The organism is Paenibacillus sp. BC26, assembly GCF_900116125.1.
GTDB lineage: Bacteria > Bacillota > Bacilli > Paenibacillales > Paenibacillaceae > Paenibacillus_Z > Paenibacillus_Z lignilyticus.
This window is the reverse complement of the sequence record NZ_FPAD01000001.1, coordinates 1259798-1274965: the sequence shown is the minus strand read 5'-3', so window position 1 is coordinate 1274965 and position 15168 is coordinate 1259798. Positions and strand designations below refer to the sequence as shown.

Annotated in this window: 15 protein-coding genes; 3 read left to right on the top strand and 12 right to left on the bottom strand. The window is 50.9% G+C overall.

Translation table 11 applies throughout. The features are described 5' to 3' along the window. Positions 1-28: 28 nt before the first annotated feature. The 4 genes from BM412_RS05335 to BM412_RS05320 all read right to left on the bottom strand — a co-directional run bounded on the left by BM412_RS05335 (position 29) and on the right by BM412_RS05320 (position 3558). The gene (locus BM412_RS05335; protein ID WP_091214878.1) at positions 29-940 is read right to left on the bottom strand and encodes a cation diffusion facilitator family transporter; all 912 of its coding nucleotides are present in this window, start codon (positions 938-940) and stop codon (positions 29-31) included. Between the two features lie 82 nt (positions 941-1022). After that, positions 1023-1955, bottom strand: a complete 933-nt coding sequence (secF, locus tag BM412_RS05330) for a protein translocase subunit SecF (RefSeq protein ID WP_091214876.1) — start codon at positions 1953-1955, stop codon at positions 1023-1025. Beyond that, positions 1945-3207: a protein translocase subunit SecD gene (gene secD / locus BM412_RS05325; protein WP_091214874.1), complete on the bottom strand. Its 1263-nt coding sequence runs from the start codon at positions 3205-3207 to the stop codon at positions 1945-1947. The genes secF and secD overlap by 11 nt, the downstream gene beginning before the upstream one ends. A 90-nt stretch (positions 3208-3297) precedes the next feature. Then, complete coding sequence (locus tag BM412_RS05320; RefSeq protein WP_091214872.1) at positions 3298-3558, bottom strand: post-transcriptional regulator; 261 nt, start codon at positions 3556-3558, stop codon at positions 3298-3300. A gap of 206 nt (positions 3559-3764) precedes the next feature. Here BM412_RS05320 and spoVB point away from each other — a divergent pair, with 206 nt between their 5' ends. Continuing rightward, positions 3765-5387, top strand: coding sequence for a stage V sporulation protein B (spoVB, locus tag BM412_RS05315; RefSeq protein WP_091214870.1), 1623 nt, complete (start codon positions 3765-3767; stop codon positions 5385-5387). 35 nt (positions 5388-5422) lie between these two features. Here spoVB and BM412_RS05310 read toward each other — a convergent pair whose 3' ends face one another. Next, complete coding sequence (locus tag BM412_RS05310) at positions 5423-6172, bottom strand: YetF domain-containing protein (protein WP_256256126.1); 750 nt, start codon at positions 6170-6172, stop codon at positions 5423-5425. A gap of 274 nt (positions 6173-6446) precedes the next feature. On the opposite strand from BM412_RS05310, the gene BM412_RS05305 reads away from it, so the two are divergent. Next, entirely contained in the window at positions 6447-6848 is a 402-nt protein-coding gene (locus BM412_RS05305) for a TIGR04086 family membrane protein (protein WP_256256125.1), read from the top strand. Between the two features lie 112 nt (positions 6849-6960). After that, positions 6961-7827 carry a phosphatase PAP2 family protein gene (locus BM412_RS05300; protein WP_091214865.1) on the top strand — a complete coding sequence of 289 codons (867 nt, stop codon included), beginning with the start codon at positions 6961-6963 and terminating at the stop codon, positions 7825-7827. Positions 7828-7879: 52 nt separating this feature from the next. Here the strand turns inward: BM412_RS05300 and BM412_RS05295 are convergent, their stop codons facing one another. The 7 genes from BM412_RS05295 to ruvB all read right to left on the bottom strand — a co-directional run bounded on the left by BM412_RS05295 (position 7880) and on the right by ruvB (position 15166). Continuing rightward, entirely contained in the window at positions 7880-8740 is an 861-nt protein-coding gene (locus tag BM412_RS05295) for a DUF421 domain-containing protein (protein ID WP_091214862.1), read from the bottom strand. A gap of 163 nt (positions 8741-8903) precedes the next feature. Continuing rightward, entirely contained in the window at positions 8904-9236 is a 333-nt protein-coding gene (yajC, locus tag BM412_RS05290; protein ID WP_091214860.1) for a preprotein translocase subunit YajC, read from the bottom strand. 18 nt (positions 9237-9254) lie between these two features. Beyond that, positions 9255-10388, bottom strand: a complete 1134-nt coding sequence (gene tgt, locus BM412_RS05285) for a tRNA guanosine(34) transglycosylase Tgt (RefSeq protein ID WP_091214857.1) — start codon at positions 10386-10388, stop codon at positions 9255-9257. Between the two features lie 22 nt (positions 10389-10410). Further along, positions 10411-11457, bottom strand: a complete 1047-nt coding sequence (queA, locus tag BM412_RS05280; protein ID WP_091214854.1) for a tRNA preQ1(34) S-adenosylmethionine ribosyltransferase-isomerase QueA — start codon at positions 11455-11457, stop codon at positions 10411-10413. 10 nt (positions 11458-11467) lie between these two features. Further along, a complete protein-coding gene (locus tag BM412_RS05275) occupies positions 11468-13699 on the bottom strand; it encodes a SpoIID/LytB domain-containing protein (protein WP_256256124.1) in 2232 nt (743 codons plus the stop codon). Next, positions 13677-14123 carry a thiol-disulfide oxidoreductase DCC family protein gene (locus tag BM412_RS05270; RefSeq protein WP_091214851.1) on the bottom strand — a complete coding sequence of 149 codons (447 nt, stop codon included), beginning with the start codon at positions 14121-14123 and terminating at the stop codon, positions 13677-13679. The genes BM412_RS05275 and BM412_RS05270 overlap by 23 nt, the downstream gene beginning before the upstream one ends. Beyond that, positions 14123-15166, bottom strand: coding sequence for a Holliday junction branch migration DNA helicase RuvB (ruvB, locus tag BM412_RS05265; protein WP_091214847.1), 1044 nt, complete (start codon positions 15164-15166; stop codon positions 14123-14125). Before ruvB ends, BM412_RS05270 begins: the two co-directional genes overlap by 1 nt. Positions 15167-15168: the final 2 nt, after the last annotated feature.

The window sequence follows — 15168 nt, the reverse complement described above, 5'->3', positions numbered from 1 at the left end:
CTTTTCTCAAAAAAAATCAACGCTGCTGCTATTGCAGTAGCGTCGGTAGTTGTTCCTGACTTGGATCATGATTTGTTTTGTACGGATAACCCGGATCATACGGCTCCACGTGCACGGTCACTTCCGTCATGTGACTGAACCGTTTCATCAGAAAATATTTCACGCGTTTCGCGATCTCATTGCCTTCCAGCACTGAAATGCGAGGATTGACGCTGATGACCACATCAGCAACCGCATAGTGACCGTGCTCTCTTGCACGAAGCACCTCGACGCCGATTACACCTTCCATGCGAAGCACGACTGCCTTAAGCTCCGACATATCCGCCGGCTCTACTTCCAGGTATCGGCTGCGCATGACGGAAGCGGAAGCGACTCGGTACCCGCTGGAGAAAACAATCACTACGATGATGAGCGATGCTGCCGGATCCAAGTAGTACATGACGGGCATGCCAAGCGGCTTGCCCAGCATCGCACCGCCTGTTCCGACGAGCGCCGCAAGCGAAGCGTATAAGTCCGCTCCCCGTTCCTTGATCGGGAAGCGAACCTCTTTAAGAATAAATGCAAGAAACACGACAAGAGCTGCCGGCCAGCCAGGTGCTTCATCAACACCGTCTGCGATGGATTTGATGGCAGAGATGCCAATTTCCAAACCTATAATCATAAGCAGTATGGATGCCAATACGCCGGTTGCTGCCTCCGTTCGCCCTCTGGTAGCCGGTACAGGCGCGTGAGGTGATCCCAGCTGCCTGCAGCGGCGGACACCCGTTAAGGAGACGAATGAGGCTGCTGCATCCGAAGCGGAACGGCATGCATCGGCCATTAACGCTTTGCTGCCTGCCAACATGCCGATTCCGCCTTTAATTACTGCTATACAACCGTTACCTATAAGACCGGTCCATGCGGCAGACTCGGCTTTGGCATAACGTTGGGTCGCTGTCATGGATGCCTCCTGTTCAAGCCTGTTCGCTTAAGTTTAGTACATGTGGATGAACCCGATTCGGCCCCACCCTCTACTTATCATACTACGATGCAGCCGGAGACTTGACTGCTGCTTTCGGTTTTTGTTTGTTTTTCAGGACAAGCCAGAGCTGACTCGCGATAAAGATGGACGAATAGGCTCCGCTTACGAGTCCAAACAAGATAGCCAGCGAGAACAGTCTGATGGATTCGCTTCCGAAGATAAGCAAGCAAAGCGCAGCCACGACAACGGTCATAACCGTATTAATGGAACGCGTCAACGTTTGCCAGATGCTCTCATTGACCAGTTTAGCGATATCCGCGGCATTTTTGAGTTTCGCGAATCGCAGGTTCTCACGGATCCGGTCAAAGATAACGATCGTATCGTTGATGGAGTAACCGATAATAGTCAGGATCGCCACGATGAATGGCAGATTCACTTCCAGTTTGAAGATCGAGAACAAGCTGATGACGATAAATGCATCATGCAGCAAAGCAACGATCGCCGCAATGGCAAAGCGCCACTCAAACCGGATGCTGACATAGATAACAATCCCGATGCTCGCAACCAGCATCGCATACAAGGCATTCGTCTGAAGCTCTTTGGCAATTTCAACGTCTACCGTATTGACTTCGGCAGAAGCGTCCTTGTCAAATTTCTCGTTAAAGCCTTCCTTCAGCGTCTTTTCCTTCGCATCTGTCAGTACATCGTCGAAACGAAGCGTAACACGGCTTGTCCCGACTGTTAAACCAGGTTCACCGAACCCACTATCCTTCAGGTACTTCTCGATCTCGTCCTTCTGACCCGTCAAATCTTTCTTCACTGCAATATCAACGCTGGAGCCAGCACGGAAGTCAACTCCGTAATTCAAGCCATGGATGCCAAGTGTAACAATACCAAGCACCGTAATGACAATCGAGAAAATGAAGAAGTAGCGAGCCTTCTTCACGAAATCGAATTTACGATCCGAAACCTCTGCAAATCCACTAAAGCGCACGTACTTCACTCTCCTTGACACCGAAGTAGGATTTCTTCTTCACAAGACCGCTGCGGATAATCAAAGTTAGGAGCAGGCGCGAGAAGAACACGTTCGTTAATACACTGATGATGATACTTAGAAGCAGGATTACAGCAAACCCTTTAACGGAACCAACACCGATAAAGAACAGCACGAGCGCAGCGATTGTAGTTGTCACGTGCGCATCGATAATGGTGCGGAACGAATGCTTGGAGCCTGCTTTCTGCGAGGACAGAATGCTCTTGCCGCTGCGCATCTCTTCTTTGATCCGCTCGGCCATAATGATATTGGCGTCCACCGCCATCCCGATTCCGAGAATGAAGGCTGCGATACCCGGCAAGGTCAGCGTGGCATCAATCAAGTTGAAGCCAAGCAGCAGCAGCCAAATGTATACGATGATACAGAAGCTCGCAATAAGGCCAGGCAACCGGTAAAACACCATCATGAAGAGTAAAATCAACACGGTACCGATGGCACCGGCAATAATTGTCTGTTGCAGGGACAATTTACCCAGTGTCGCACCGACGCTCTGCGTGTATTTCTCGGTCAGCTTAAGCGGCAGCGCCCCTAAGTTGATTGTATTTTTAAGGTCATTCGCTTCTTCACGCGTGTAGTTACCCGTAATAACCGCTTCGTTGCTGTTAATTTCAGCCGCAACGTTCGGCGCGGACAACTGCGTCTCATCCAAATAGATGGCAAGCTGGTTGTTCGGGCTCAGCTTGGCAATTTCGCGTGTGATTTCAGCGAACTGACTTGCGCTTTTAAGCTTAATCGCAATTTCGTAAGCATTCAGGTTCGTTTGGTGAACCGAAGCTCCGTTTTGTTTGAAGTCACTGCCGTGAAGCTCGATTTTACAGTATCCTTTATCAGCTGCGCAGCCGCGCGCGCTGCGGAATGTCAATTCGGCAGGTTTCTTGAGGATGTCCCTTACTTTGTTCTCATCGGAAACTCCGGCAATCTTGACGCGAATCCGATTGCTGCCCTCAGTCGTAACTTCCGGCTCTGTTACCCCCGTAGCATTGGCACGCGACTCAAGGCTCTTAGCCGTCTCGATCAGAGACTCCTTCGTCACTTTCCCGCCCGCCTCGATAGGCTGGGCTTCATACAGGATTTCAAATCCGCCTTTCAAATCAAGTCCTAGTTTCACGTCGTTGAAAAGCCAAGAGCTTGTTCCCGCTACTACGCCGGCAGATAGCACGACGATGAGTACGAATGCTAACAGACGATTCATAATACCCTCAGTTCCCCCTTAAATTCTCTTGTGTCAACATTCCTATTATAGCGATGCCTCAAAAACGAGTCAAAAAAAAGAGCCCACTCGTTAAAAATGGGTCCCTTTATAGGCACTTACCGTCAAAAAGTTCATAAATTTTGTCACTTTCAGCGACAAGATATCGTTGACGACCTGATGCATGGCCGGTTCGCCTGTTTTGGTATACCGGTCCTTGACACACTGCCAAATATCATTCCCGGATACATGCTCGTAACCGATCAATCGGAATTCATCCGCTTTGCTATCACATAAATGCTCGATGGTCGCGATCCATTCTTCATTCGTTAATGGTAATAGTTCGCCTGTCATACTCACGACCTCCTCACGTTACTATGCCCTTTATCCTATATTCATTCGCCGCCCTCTTGCCACTTTCCTGCTTCTCGGATCAGCATTTGAAAAATTGACATGGATTCGGACATGCTGCGCATAAGCATAAGGATAGAACAGGACAGGTCTTGCTGGTAATGGGAAGTGAAGGAAAGGGATCGAACGTAAAGGGAGAGGAACCGACTGTGACCAAGCAATCTTTTATTAAAGGCGCGTTAATTCTGCTGCTTGCAGGCATTGTGAATCGAATCCTTGCCTTTGTACCGCGTATTGCGCTTCCCCGCATTATCGGTGCCGAGGGAGTAGGGTTGTACCAGCTCGGTTACCCGTTTCTGATCGTCCTGCTCACTTTGATTACCGGCGGCATTCCACTGGCCGTTGCCAAATGGATTGCGGAAGCCGAATCCAAGGGCGATTCCAAGCGGGTCAAACAGATATTCCGTTCCGCGATGGCGCTGACGGTATTGTTGTCCCTCCTGCTTACCGGTTTATTCGTATGGCTGACCCCATGGATCACGACGCGGCTGATGACTGATCCGCGAGTCTATCAAACCTTCCTCATGATGAGCCCGCTTCTGCTCATAATCGGGATCTCTTCGGTGTATCGGGGCTATTTTCAAGGGAAGCAAAACATGATTCCGACCGCGCTTTCACAGACGCTCGAAACGGTGATTCGCATCGTATTTGCCCTGTTATTCGCAAAATGGCTGCTGCCTTATGGACTAGCCTGGGGCGCTGCGGGAGCGATGCTCGGCGTGGTCGTGGGTGAAATCGGGGGGCTGGTCGTTCTGCTCTGGCAATATGCGATTGACCGTAAACGAGTGAAGCTTGCAATTATCCGCGAGGAATCCGTTACGGAGCTTGCCTCATCGGACATTCCGTCTGCTGCAGCGAAACCACGATTTCATATTCCCTTTCATAAACGGCGTGTTCCGGTGATGCGCCGATTGATCAGTTTGTCTGTGCCGGTAACGGGCAGCCGGATGATCGGCTCATTATCCTATCTGCTCGAATCCATATTGACCGCAAGAGCTTTGCTCGCAGCAGGGATAGCTGTCGGAGCGGCAACCTCTCAATATGGTGCGCTGCAAGGGATGATTGTCCCAATCCTCCTGCTTCCGACGGCACTCACCTATTCCCTTGCCGTTTCGCTCGTTCCCTCCCTTTCGGAAGCAGCAGCCAAAGGAGACCGCGCAACCATCCATAAACGACTCCATCAATCCATGCGTCTATCTCTTGTTACGGGAGCTCCTTTCGTAGTGGTGATGCTCCTATTCGCAGAGCCGCTTTGCCGTATCCTCTACGATCATGTGGAAATTGCTCCAATGCTGCAATGGATGGCCCCTGTCGGCTTATTCATCTATTTACAGGCTCCGCTTCAAGCGGCGCTGCAGGCGCTCGATAAGCCCACCACAGCACTCCTGAACACCTTTATCGGTGCCGTCGTGAAGCTGGTCCTCATTGTTGAGCTGGCATCCAATCCATCCCTCGGGATATACGGCGCCTTAATTGCCATCAATGTCAATATCGTCCTTGTTACCGCGCTGCACTGGATCGCCGTTGTTCGCTCTGTCGGTTTCAGCATGGATCTGCTTGATTTCCTTAAAGTCGGCGCCGCGATGTTCATTATGGGAGCCGCGTCGTTGTGGGTGATGAATCTTCAGGCGCTTCCTGCCTTGTGGCATAACTTGATTCTCGCTTGCACCGCAGGCATCGTCGTCTATCTCGTTCTCATGGTGATGATGCGCATCATCGACCGTTATGATGCGGAGCGCATCCCCTATCTCGGCAGATGGTTCAAATCCTAAGAAAACACCGGCTTCTGTGAGCCGGTGTTCGTCACTTACTTATGTGGATTTTTGCCTCTTCTCGCATCGAGAAAGATTTTGCCCCGATGATCAATCGTGCATAGGAAGACTTGCTTCGGATCGGTAATTCCGCGCTGACGCAGCTGATTGTTCAACCAGAAGCGGTCTTTGCCGAGCTGCTCCAAATTCGTTTTCTGAATCTCGCCATCCATGATGAGCGGTACGGGCAGCGTTTCGAAGCGGTAATTTTTGGGGAACGGCTTAGGGAAATGGGCTTCATGGCTTTGCCCTTGTCCCCCATGCTCACCGCCCGATGATCCCGGATGGTGATGATCTTTCCGATCCTTCTGGATAATGGATAGTTTGCCTGTCGTCTCTAAGATGGCAAACTCGACATCGGCGATATTCGTTTTATTTTCCCGAAACTGAAGCATCAAGTCATCCAGATTATAGCGCTGCTTGCGCATCGCTTCTCGATTGAGCTTACCGTGCTCCACGAGTACAACCGGTTTACCGTCAAACAGGATGCGCAGCTTACGGCTTTTCAGCGTAATGACGGCAATGACAATCTGAATGACGAGCAGAAATACCATTGGCAAAATACCGTGGAGTAACGGGCGTTGCGTATCCTCGATGACGAATACGGCAATCTCGGCAATCATGACGGAGATGACTAAGTCAAAAACGGACAGCTTGCCGATCTCCCTCTTCCCCATAAGCCGCATAATGAGAAACACGATAAAGTAGATGAGAAGCGTCCGGAACATCAGAATCAAGTATTCCACTTGAGCCGCCCTCCTTGGATGTAGTGCGAGGCTGCTGCATCCCCGCATTCGCATCTGGCTGATTTATCGCTGCCAGCTGTAGTTGTTTCATGCCAGCACAAAGTACAACTATTGTCACCTGATGCAAAGTACATCATACGAAGGCCGATGTTCGAATATTTGGTAATCAAGCGGAGTGCCTGCTGCTGCGGGCCAACTTGTACTAATCTGCTCAGCTTGACCATATCTTGTAATAATCGTGAACGCGACCGTAAATAATTGGAGGGATAGCGATATGAAACCGATCAATGCCATGAAAAATGTTCCTAAGGTACACATGGCTTCACCGATGCTCGCAGGCATTTTGTATGCATCCATTTGGCTTGCATTAGGGGCGATTCTTCTCTCTTCTATGCTGAGATGGGGCAGCATGCAGGAAACCCAGCTGCCGCTTTACAGTTTAATTGTGCACGGCTTTTCCTCGCTTGCGGGCGGGTTCGTATCCGGCAGAAGATCCGGAATGCGCGGGTGGTATTATGGAGGCATGCTCGGCATTGCCTACGGCCTATTGATTCTGCTTGTCAGCTTTCTTTCCACGAACACCGGAATTAGCGGCAGAACGTTTACGATGCTGGTCGAAACCTTGCTTTGCGGCGCGTTCGGCGGCATGATCGGCGTGAACACCAAACGGTCCTGACAGCTTGTCCCGTTTGTGAACACTTTTGGAAATGGTCTCACTTGGGTATAGTTTGTGATATACTAGATCGAGCTGAAATTACGAAGGTGCTTTTAGGAGGAAAGAACGTATCATGACTTTGTTTGACAACATGACGACGGTCGCGATCTATTCGGCCATTACGGTGACGCTTCTGATCTGGTATGGAGCCGCAACGAACCCGTTCAAGGTTGGTGGATTGTTTCTCAGAGAGATGGCACTAAACCGCAAATATCTGCTGCATTTCGGCGCTTTGATGTTGATACTGTTCCTCAACAAGCTGGAGATGCGCATCGAACATCATATGACGTACACTTATGATTTCGCAACGTTCTTCCAATCGATTGAAGGAAACTTCGTCGCCAATCTTCAACATATGTTCGAGAATCGTTATTTGACTGTGTTTCTGGCTTTCATGTATGTGGTTGTCTTTCAAGCGATGCTTATTGCATCCATCGGGATATACTCCAAACGCAGCAAAGACAAACGGATGTTTTACGCATTATGTTACGCGATTATGATTAACTATTTAGTCGCGATTCCGTTCTATTTGTTCCTGCCGGTCAATGAAGTTTGGTATCATGATCCGACGAACGTTTCATTCCTTATGCTGAACGTGTTCCCGGATTTCGAGAACCAGTATCGGGCTTTATCAGGCCTTGATAACTGCTTCCCAAGTTTGCATACGTCGATATCGGTTACGCTTGCGATATTGGCCGTGCGTTCCGGTATCAAACGATGGGCATGGTTCTGCTGCATCTGTGCCGTCATCATTATCTTTGCGATCTTCTATCTGGGTATCCACTGGTTGATCGATATGTGCGGCGGAGTGGTGCTTGCTACATTTGCTTCCACGATGGGCATGCGTCTAAGCGCGATGAACCTGTCCCTGCGTCGTGGTCGCCGCAGCGGTTCCGTTACCCCGGGGAACATTACTTATCTTCGCGAGGATGCGAAATAAACAAAAGAGAGACCGTCGGTTCATTCCATTGTGGGAACCGACGGTCTCATTTTTATTGATAAATAAGCGGTCTAACCTCATCGATTAATTGCTGCAGCTGCTTGGAGCAGGCAGCATATTTCTGCTTCTCGTTTTCGTCCGCCGTCAGCAGTCCGTACATCTCCATATCCGCTTCGCATTTCTTCAATGCCGCAAGCAGTGTCGCTTGATTCTGGCTCTTCGGCTGCTTGACCTTGTCATCGTACAGATCGATCGTCAGCGTGCCGAAATCATCAATTTGGGCCAGAAACACATCCTCGACGCGAAGATCCGATTTCTTGAGCTCTTTGACCAGCCAGGCTTCGTTAAACCCTCTCACTTGAAGGGGATCCACCAGCACGACACCATCCATGACTACCGCGATTGGCTCTCGCTCAGGTGTCACTTTAATCCCAAGCTGCTTCGGGGTTAAGGGTAAATTCTCGGTCTTGAGGAGCACATTGATCGCCCCGCTTGCCTCCATGATGGCAAATTCAACGTCGGCTGCTTTGAACACATCCTTCATTCGCAGCTGCTGCATCAGCTCATCTGTGGTCAAGCGCTCTTTCTTTAAGTTCTTCTCTAGTATTTTGCCCTTCTGAATCAATACGGTCGGGGTCCCGTCAATCCAATTTCGGACTCTCTTGCTCTTTAATTGAAGCAGCTCAATGCCGAGCGACACGGCTACCCATACGCCTAAGGACAAAAAGCCCAAATACCATTTCTCATCCGTATCCAGCGAAATATACCCTGCCAAGTTACCTATAGTGATGCCCGTGATATATTCAAATACGGACAGCTCGGTAACCTGGCGTTTCCCAAGCAGCTTCGTCATAAGGAGCAAGAAGACGACTGCCATTAACGTCCGCCACGTGATCTCCATCCAATTACCCACTGTTCTCCACCTCCATCGGCGCCTGGCATGTACGTTCATTATGCGCGTAAATGCTGGAAATTATGAATGAATCTCGATCCATGTCCACTAGCTTATAATTAAAAGAAGCCGGAACGATAAGGGCTCTAAGTCCCCCTCGTTCCGGCTTCTGTTACCAGCTGGATTAAGCTTTAATGTTCTCTGCTTGATCGTCTTTCTTCTCTACTACAGGCGCAGATGGTGCTGCAGATACTGCCGCGCTTGTCGTAATCGTGTTAATCGCGCTGCGGTCGAATGTAATCTTCGTTGCATCGTTGACGCGAAGGACAACGACATCATCCGAGATTTCCATAATCGTTCCGTGCATACCGCCGATCGTTACGATTTTATCGCCTTTCTTCAGCGAGCTAAGCATCGAGTTGCGCTGCTTTGATTTACGCTGCTGCGGACGAATCAGAAGGAAATAAAATACCGCAAACATAAGTACAAACGGGAGTAAAGATGCTGCTGATCCCATATTAGTTCACCCCTTTCCTTAAAATCCTTTATCATTCTCGTGCAAGCCGTACTTATTAAAGAAGTCATCACGGAAGTCAAGTAATCTGTCATCCATGATTGCTTGTCTCACGCCTCGCATCATCTCTAGAAGGAAGTGCAGATTGTGAATCGTAGTCAATCGAATTCCGAACGTCTCGTCAGCCTTGATGAGGTGACGCAAGTACGCACGGGAGTAATTCGTACAGGTATAGCAGCTGCATTCCGGATCCAACGGACCGAAATCTTCCGTGAATTTCGCATTGCGGATAACTAATCGTCCCGAGCTCGTCATCGTTGTACCGTTACGGGCAATTCGAGTAGGCAGTACGCAATCAAACATATCGATGCCGCGAATAGAGCCTTCGAGCAATGCATCCGGTGAACCTACGCCCATTAAATAGCGCGGCTTATTGGATGGTAGCAGCGGAACCGTACAATCAAGCACGTTGTACATCAGATTCTTCGGTTCTCCGACGCTCAATCCTCCAATAGCATACCCCGGGAAATCCATGGAAGTCAACTCTGCCGCGCTCTGACGGCGCAAGTCTTCGTACATGCCGCCTTGTACAATCGCGAACAATCCTTGATCATGCGGACGTGCATGAGCGGCTAAGCAGCGCTCTGCCCAGCGGGTCGTACGCTCCAGCGATTTCTTAACATAATCATAGTCGGCTGGGTACGGTGCACATTCATCGAATGCCATCATAATGTCGGAGCCGAGCGCATTTTGGATCTCCATCGCCACTTCCGGCGACAAGAACAGCTTGTCGCCGCTGAGATGACTGCGGAACTCTACGCCTTCTTCTTTGATCTTACGCATGTTGCTTAAGCTGAATACTTGAAATCCGCCGCTGTCGGTCAGAATCGGTCGATCCCAATTCATGAATTTATGCAGTCCGCCCGCTTTACGAACGATTTCATGTCCGGGCCGGATAAACAGATGGTAGGTGTTGCTCAGAATAATATGAGCGTCCATCGTCTTCAGCTCTTCCGGGCTGATCGTCTTGACTGTAGCTTGCGTGCCTACCGGCATGAAAGCGGGTGTTTCAATAACTCCGTGAGGCGTATGTACGCGTCCAAGGCGCGCCCCTGATTGCTTGCAAGTTTTAATTAACTCGTATGTGATTGCCACTCGTGCACTTCCTCTTTCTGTCCTAGTAAATAAACATGGCGTCGCCGAAGCTGAAGAACCGATATTCCTGTTCAATCGCTTCCTTGTACGCCTTCATAATTGCCGTCCGTCCGGCTAATGCACTGACGAGCATCACCAGCGTTGACTTCGGCAGGTGGAAATTCGTTAGTAACGCATTAACCAGCTTGAACTTGTAGCCCGGAAAAATAAAAATGTCTGTCCAGCCGCTGCAAGCCTGTATATCCTCATACGTAAACCGAGACGCAACGGTTTCAAGTGTTCTTGCAGAAGTTGTGCCCACGGCTACTATTCTGCTTCCTCGTTCCTTCGCGGAGCGGAGCATTGCTGCTGTTTCTTCGCTTAACTCGTAATATTCGGAGTGCATGGTGTGTTCTTCGATCGTATCCACCGACATCGGCCGGAACGTTCCGAGCCCAACATGCAGCGTGATATAACCGATATGTACCCCTTTGGCCTTCAACTGATCCAGAAACAGTCTGGTAAAATGCAGCCCGGCCGTCGGTGCCGCGGCTGATCCTTCATGCTTGGCATAGACCGTTTGATAACGCTCGCGATCGTCAAGACGCTCTTTAATATAAGGCGGCAATGGCATTTCGCCTAGCCGGTCCAACAGTTCAGGGAAGATGCCTTCGTAATGAAACTCGATCTCGCGACCGCCCATTTCACCTTCCGCAACCACCGTTGCTCGCAGCAGCGGTTGACCGTTTCCGTCATCCCCGAAGGAAAGCTGCGCGCCAACCTTTAACCGCTTGCCCGGCTTCGCCAGCGTATCCCATCGATCCCCTTCAAGCTGCTTAAGCAGGAGCAGTTCGACTTTAGCGCCTGTATCGGATTTAATCCCCATCAATCGTGCCGGCATAACGCGAGTATCGTTTAAGATTAGGGTATCCCCCGGCTGAAGCAGTTCAGCCAGCTTAGTAAACGTATGATGCTCCACTGCGCCCGACTCGCGATTAAGCGTCAGCAGCCGGGAGGACGTGCGGTCTGCAAGCGGAGTTTGTGCGATCAGATGCTCCGGTAATTCAAAATCAAATTCATTTACATTCATCGACTGGTTCTCATTCCTTAACGATCGTCACGTCTTTGTAATAGTATTGCATTATATATTTATAGTCATACCCAAGCTCTGCCAACCCGCGCGCTCCATACTGGGACAAGCCTACGCCATGCCCGTTGCCTGAACCGACGAATCGGAAGCCGGGATCTTTGGTTGCGGCTCGCAGTTCCCCATCGCCATTGAGGATGAAGACATTGCGATCTTTCAATTCCTTGGTTTGACCATCGCCGCCGATGAGATACATCGTACCGTTATCGGTTGCCGTCGGGCGTTCACGCACGGCTTGATCTCCGCCTTTAATGGTCATTCTGGCTGTTTCGTCAATTTTGAACAATGTGCTTGGCAATCCTCCGAATGCGGCGCGATAAACATCCGGATATTTGACCTGCAGCTTCTGTCCGTTCACCAAAAGCTCAATGGGACGCCCGGACGGTCCGCTCTGGCTGACTTCCAGTGTCGAGATCTTGCCTGTTATAGGCTTCTGAAGCTTGCCGTTCGTGAATGCAAGAAGCTCTGCAGCCGTGTACGTTCCTCTTACCCAAGACATCTCATTGGATTGCGGAACTTTCTCCAACCGGACAACCAGCGTTCCACGATTAGCCTGATCGACGACAGGTACATTCTCTTGAATAAGCGGGATTGGACGCAGCTTCGCTCCATCGGCATTTACGCGCAGAAGGGCTTGTCCGGCCTTTGATTTCTGATCGGTAGCATCCAGCAAGTCCTCGCGCATGTAGCCAACGGATCCATTCGGGAGGGCAATCCGATACCATTGGTACAGCCCTTTCTCTGAGGAAGAATCCGGACTCTGCGCACTCTTCAAGTAATTAATGCTATTGCCCCAAATCTCACTCGAATCGGCTGTAGCGCCCCCAGCGCTTGAAGAGAATACCGCCTCTATCACTTTGCCGTTGTACGTGGCCACTTCGCCGTTAGTCGCATCAACCGCTGCGATCGTCGTCGGTTTCTCTGAACCGATGCCACCATAGGCTTGACTGAGTGTAGTATCTACCACATGCGCGATTTGAAAACCAAATCCCTGATAGATTGCATATGTACGCGCCGCAACCGCCTGCGACTTCAACGCTTCCGCCGGCCACGATGCCGGCATCTCTGCACCTACAACGGCGTACAGATACTGCTCGAACGGCAATTCGTTAATGACAGCAAGCTTGTTGTTTAATCCGCTTACCTCAAACTGCCCGCGATAGCTTCGATTATATCGTTCCATGAGCTTAATGCCTGTAGGAGCCGAAGTTGAAATCCATAGCTTCGCTCCGGTAGTTGGTACCGAATAAAGCGAAACCGGCGGTTTAGAAGCAGAATCAACCGTAGTATAGTCGTCCCGGATTACAAAATAAGCGGAAGTCGCATCCGTCTGACGCAGCGCCAAAGCACCGTTCACATTCAACGCTTGAGCTTTGACTTGACCGAGCGCCGTCTGATCACTCTCCGAGCCGACCACGACGGTAAACACGCCTGCATCCATGCCGGATTGTTTGATGGCGGCATACGCTTCTACGCCGCTTGCCCCGAGAGACTGCGCTGCTTTCACAGCTTCGTCTTTGGAGGCATAAACCAAACCGGTATCCAAATGAAGCGGACCGACCAGCTCTGCTTTAGTTGACTTGCCTGCATAACCGGCAAGCGTAGCATCCTTCAACCAGCGGTCTCCGGCAGCTTTCGCTTCTGCGGCTGTGGCATATGACCCTTCTTCGATTTGATAAACCTTCCCGCGAGAGTCGTTCGCCGCAGTCATAAAACCCGCTGCTCCCATTGCCTTGAGGCGTTTATATGCGGCCAGTGCCGTCATATAATCGGTCGTCTCAAGCAGCAGTGGTTTATAGTCGTCCAGAGTAAACCTGGTCGTTTCTCCGTTTCCGCTTTGAAACATCGGGACTACGCCGGAAGGCTGGCGAACGCCGACTTGCAGTGCAGCGGCCGAACTGAAGGTGGCTGCAGCCGTATCGAGCTTATACTTACTTGTATTCAGGAAGATGGCTACACGAATATTGTCGAGTTTAGGTACCGCCGCGCCGTTTGACGGTACGGATGTCCAAACGGAGAGGCCTACAACCCCGGTCAACAGCAGCGTAATTGTTCGCATCGTCTTCGGCAGCCTTGATCGTTTCACTGCCGGCACTATGGACTCGTTCGATTGAACGACGTTTATGCCCTTCATCGGCAAAACATCCATTCCCCCTTCACCATTAATCTTTTTTGGGTAACGCACAGACTCCTTCATGACAGCTGTCATCCGTTCGGCCGAACCAGTCATAACGTTTCGCCGCAATCACGCGGTAGATTCCATCCGCGGCGATTCGCAGACCCGGCACACGGTACAGCCATGCCAGCCATCTTAGCCCTCTGACCGTCCGCAAAATCCGAATGACGCCTGCAGCTCCCGCATGCAGCGTCCCATCCGCTTCAACGACATGCATCTTCGTCAGCAAGGTCTCTGTATTTAACGAAGCGAGACCGGGAATTGTTTCGTAGGTTTCGTCTAACGACTGAACCGGAATGAATCGCAGCACGGCAGTCGACTGCAGCTCCTTTAACTTACGAACGCTGCCCAGACATAAGTTGCAGGTACCATCATATAAGACAATAAGCTTCTCACGTTTGCTCTCATCCGTGCTGCGTTCTTTCTTGGCCATTATACGGAACTCCCTCCCTCACCATTGTCGGCGTCAGCTCCGGGCTGCTGCGGCACGGGAAGACCCAGATGCCGATAGGCAAGCGGTGTGACCATGCGGCCGCGCGGAGTGCGCTGGAGGAAACCGATCTGCATCAGATAAGGCTCGTAGACATCTTCAATCGTTTGACTTTCTTCGCCGATCGTGGCTGCTATCGTATCGAGCCCGACGGGACCGCCGCGATAGATGGATATCATGGCACGGAGCATTTTGTGATCGATGCTGTCCAGGCCAAGCGGATCCACTTGGATAAGTCCAAGCGCAGACTGGGCGAGTTCATGCGTAACAATTCCATCATTGCGCACTTGAGCGAAATCACGTACCCGCTTCAGCAGCCGGTTCGCAATCCGCGGCGTCCCACGGGAGCGCATCGCAATTTCTTGCGCCGCTTCACCGATAACGCTGACGCCGAGAATTTCGGCTGCCCGCGACACGATAAAAGCGAGCTCATCCACCGAATAGAACTCCAACCGGCTCACTACGCCGAAACGGTCGCGCAGCGGCGCGGACAATAGTCCGGCCCGCGTCGTAGCGCCGATCAGCGTGAACGGCGGCAGTTCCAGACGAACCGAACGCGCACTGGGGCCTTTGCCGATCATGATGTCGAGCGCAAAGTCCTCCATCGCCGGATAGAGCACTTCCTCCACCGTGCGATGCAATCGGTGAATTTCATCAATAAACAAAACATCGCCTTCCTGCAAATTCGTCAGAAGCGCGGCGAGATCGCCCGGCCTCTCAATCGCAGGGCCGCTAGTGGTTCGCAGATTAACGCCAAGCTCGTTGGCGATGATATTCGATAACGTTGTTTTGCCAAGTCCCGGAGGACCGTAGAGCAATACATGATCCAGCGCTTCTTTGCGCAGCTTTGCCGCCTCAATGAATACTTTCAGATTCTCTTTCACTTGAGTTTGACCGATATACTCGGCCAAATAGCGAGGGCGCAAACTCAGCTCCACCGCTTGATCTTCCATCATGAGGTTGGCGGAAATAATCCGATCGTCCATTC

Coding starts and splice junctions, on each gene's coding strand:
- BM412_RS05335 (WP_091214878.1), bottom strand. CDS start 940: ATGACAGCGACCCAACGTTATGCCAAAGCCGAGTCTGCCGCATGGACC.
- secD (WP_091214874.1), bottom strand. CDS start 3,207: ATGAATCGTCTGTTAGCATTCGTACTCATCGTCGTGCTATCTGCCGGC.
- BM412_RS05320 (WP_091214872.1), bottom strand. CDS start 3,558: ATGACAGGCGAACTATTACCATTAACGAATGAAGAATGGATCGCGACC.
- BM412_RS05305 (WP_256256125.1), top strand. CDS start 6,447: ATGAAACCGATCAATGCCATGAAAAATGTTCCTAAGGTACACATGGCT.
- BM412_RS05300 (WP_091214865.1), top strand. CDS start 6,961: ATGACTTTGTTTGACAACATGACGACGGTCGCGATCTATTCGGCCATT.
- yajC (WP_091214860.1), bottom strand. CDS start 9,236: ATGGGATCAGCAGCATCTTTACTCCCGTTTGTACTTATGTTTGCGGTA.
- queA (WP_091214854.1), bottom strand. CDS start 11,457: ATGAATGTAAATGAATTTGATTTTGAATTACCGGAGCATCTGATCGCA.
- BM412_RS05270 (WP_091214851.1), bottom strand. CDS start 14,123: ATGGCCAAGAAAGAACGCAGCACGGATGAGAGCAAACGTGAGAAGCTT.
- ruvB (WP_091214847.1), bottom strand. CDS start 15,166: ATGGACGATCGGATTATTTCCGCCAACCTCATGATGGAAGATCAAGCG.